This window comes from Edaphobacter sp., assembly GCF_035763405.1.
In the GTDB taxonomy this organism is placed as follows: domain Bacteria; phylum Acidobacteriota; class Terriglobia; order Terriglobales; family Acidobacteriaceae; genus Edaphobacter.
Window position 1 is genome coordinate 1 of sequence record NZ_DASUBE010000136.1, and the last position, 3,319, is coordinate 3,319.

The window sequence follows — 3,319 nt, forward strand, 5'->3', positions numbered from 1 at the left end:
TCGCCACTGCCCTGCTCGCCTCCATCCGCGCCGCCGGGATCAACCTTCGCACCCACATTCGCGTCCTCTCCGCCAACTCCATCGGCGATGCAGTCGAAGTCAGCACGACTACAGGAGCCGTCCACACGGCAAAGTTCGTAGATTGCACCGGAGCCTGGGCCGCCAACGTCGCCCCCCGAAAGGGCCAGATGCTCGCCGTCGCGCTCCCGCCCGAACTTCCTCTCCGTCAGGTCGTCCGCACGCCCGACATATATATAGTCCCGCGCGCCGCCGGGCCCACCCCCATCCGCGCCATCATCGGAGCCACCGTCGAAGACGCAGGCTTCGACAAGACCGTCCATCCCGCCGACATCGCCCGGCTCCAATCCCAGGCCGCCGAACTGCTCCCCGCGCTAGCCACCGCGACCATCCTCGAATCCTGGGCCGGACTCCGTCCCGCAACCCCGGACAGCCTCCCGCTTCTCGGCCCCACGCCCAACCAGCGTAACCACTTCCTCGCCGCCGGACACTACCGCAACGGCATCCTCCTCGCCCCCGCGACCGCCCACGTCATGGCGCAACTCATCACCGGCGAGCCCGCATCCATCAACCTGGAAGCCTTTTCACCATCGCGTATCCTCGCCCCAGGCAACTAGCTCATCCCCCCTGAAGGTAGAGCCCTCGCAACCTCGTTCATTTGTTGTTATTCCCGAAGCGAATCTGCGTTTCACTCTTTTTTTGTCATTCCCGAAGGGAATCCGCGTTTCGCTTTTGCAGTCCCCCTTTTTGTTGTCATTCCCGAAGGGAATCTGCGTTTCGCTTCGGCTCGCGCCACACTACAGTTTCAGGGAAAATGCCCGGCGCGGACCGAACACTTTTACCGATATTCGCGCAGCCTGCCGTGACAACGCTTTCTTCGCTGCGCTATAAACGAAGTACCTGCTTTTACTGGAGAAACTGCTCATGCCCACTGTTGCTGCACCGAAAGGCCTGGAAGGCATCGTCGCCACCAGCTCATCTATCTGCTGGATCGACGGCGACGCCGGCGTTCTCTCCTACCGCGGCATCGACATCCACGAGCTGGCCCAGCGTTCCACCTTCGAGGAGACGACCTACCTGCTCTGGTTCGGCCGCCTGCCCAACGCCGCCGAGCTGGCTGAGTTCTCCGCTCACCTCTCCTCCGCCCGCCATCTCGACCCCAAGATCATCGACCTGCTCCGCACCCTGCCCACCACGGCCTCGCCCATGGAGGCGCTCCGCACCGCCGTCTCGCTGCTCAGCATCTACGACGCCGACGAAGCCGACTCCTCGCACGACGCCAACGTCCGCAAATCCTTCCGCCTGACCGCGCAGATCGCCATGATCGTCGCCGCCTTCGACCGCATCCGTAAAGGCAAGCCCGTCGTCGAAGCCGACCACACGCTCTCGCACGCCGCCAACTTCCTCTGGATGCTCAACGGCGAGCGCCCGTCGGAGACCGCGACCCGCACCTTCGACATCGCGCTCATCCTGCACGCCGACCACGAGCTGAACGCCAGCACCTTCGCCGCGCGCGTCATCGCCGCCACGCTCGCCGACATCCACTCCGCCATCACCGGAGCCATCGGCGCGCTCAAGGGCCCGCTGCACGGCGGCGCCAACGAGGCCACCATGCGCCTGCTCTACGCCATCGACAAGGCCGGTGCCGACCCCGTCGAGTACGTCCGCCAGATGTTCGTTGAGAAGAAGAAGATCTCCGGCTTCGGCCACCGCGTCTACCACACCGAAGACCCCCGCGCCACGCACCTGCGTCGTATGTCCGAAGAGCTCAGCAAGACCTCCGGCAACATGAAGTGGTTCGAGATGTCGCGCAAGATCGAAAACTTCGTCAAGCAGGAAAAGAAGCTCAACGCCAACGTAGACTTCTACTCCGCCTCCACCTACACCCTGCTCGGCATCGACATCGACCTCTTTACCCCCATCTTCGCCGTCAGCCGCATCGCAGGCTGGGCAGCCCACGTCATCGAGCAGCACGACGACAACCGCCTCATCCGCCCACGCGCCGAATACGTCGGCCCCGCCTACCCCGCCCTCTACACTCCGCTCGCCAGCCGCTGACCCGGCTGAGAAAACGCCGCTCTCGGTCGGACATCATCTCGACCGAAGGCGGCGCTTTTTTGCCGCCGCAGTGGAGAGACCCCTGTATCTCTCAGGAGCTCGCACGAAAATCTGGCTCGACACAGCCGCCGTATCCCAAAACCATCAGACTTCCCCAAAAGTGTCATCCCACCCCCGACCTCGAACTAGGCATCAGCGACCCAAGTAATCTCACAGGCCGTCGCATACGCAAGAGCTTCACCGCCGTCGGCGCCTTTGCCAACCTCCAGGCGGGCACCTCCATCGACCTTCCTACAGGCATCGAGTTCCAGGCAAACGGCTATGAGCAGTTTCCCATCAACAAAGCCACCATTTACTCTGCTACAGCGCGCGGCAAACGAAAGGCGACGGCTGCCGCAACAGGCGCTGCTGAAGACAATGGCGTCCTCACCTCGCTCGACATTCCTGTCCTGCCCCACATCACTTTTTCAGCCTCCTACGATCGCAGCTTTCGCCTCCGCGATGATGTCGTAGGCTTCGGACTCACCTTCCTCCTCAAGCCTCCGCCGAAGGGCACCGATTCAGTCGAGTAAAAAGCACGGAGAACAGCGCAAGGGCTGCTCTCCTATCAGCTATAGCTGTATTCCTGGAGGTGTAGTTCAGGTGACCTCCTCATCCCCAGGGCAGCCCCACCTTCTGTTGTCATTCCCGAAGGGAATCTGCGTTGCGCATCGGCCTGCGCCAGGCAACACTTCTATGGAAAATGCTCTAAGGAACCTCTGATTAAGTCTTCGCTTTGAAGGGGCGTGGCTTCAGCCACGCCATCACGTCCCTCAATGCAATGGGGCTTTAGAGGGTGCTGAAAAAGTCTGTTTTGCTTAAGGGCACGGCTTCAGCCGTGCCGCAAGTACCGCAAAATCAGCGCGGCTTTAGCCGCTGAGGTACGCCCTTCTCTTCGCCAATGACTTTTTCAGCACCCTCTTTAGCCCCTGAGGGAATCCTCGCGGACTTAATCAGACCTTCCCTAAGTTGTCCAATCTGTAGATTGCTCGCCGGTGAAATCAGCCCATTCATCCGCAGATACTCCACCATCTGCCCATAGTGATTGAAGCCATGCGCCGCCAGAGACCCGGCCATACTCGCCCAGGCGCCGCCAACTCAAAATTGTTTTTCGTCTCCGCAGCGACCTCCTTGTCCTCGCCAGAAAACTCTTCGCGCCCGCGTAATCCCTGCCACCCCACAGCGGTAAAATGAAGCTGTGCGC

The 3,319-nt window shown here is 61.5% G+C and carries 4 protein-coding genes; 3 read left to right on the plus strand and 1 reads right to left on the minus strand.

The features are described from left to right. The 3 genes from VFU66_RS13145 to VFU66_RS13155 all read left to right on the plus strand — a co-directional run. The coding region (locus VFU66_RS13145) for an NAD(P)/FAD-dependent oxidoreductase (protein ID WP_326446719.1) at nt 1-635 on the plus strand (635 nt) is incomplete at its 5' end. 307 nt (nt 636-942) lie between these two features. Next, nucleotides 943-2,076 (plus strand): citrate synthase, encoded by a 1,134-nt coding sequence (locus VFU66_RS13150; RefSeq protein WP_326446720.1) that lies wholly within the window; start codon nt 943-945, stop codon nt 2,074-2,076. Nucleotides 2,077-2,135: 59 nt separating this feature from the next. Beyond that, a complete protein-coding gene (locus VFU66_RS13155; protein ID WP_326446721.1) occupies nt 2,136-2,648 on the plus strand; it encodes a hypothetical protein in 513 nt (170 codons plus the stop codon). A gap of 325 nt (nt 2,649-2,973) precedes the next feature. Here VFU66_RS13155 and VFU66_RS13160 read toward each other — a convergent pair whose 3' ends face one another. After that, nucleotides 2,974-3,192, minus strand: a complete 219-nt coding sequence (locus tag VFU66_RS13160) for a hypothetical protein (protein WP_326446722.1) — start codon at nt 3,190-3,192, stop codon at nt 2,974-2,976. Between the last annotated feature and the right edge of the window lie 127 nt (nt 3,193-3,319).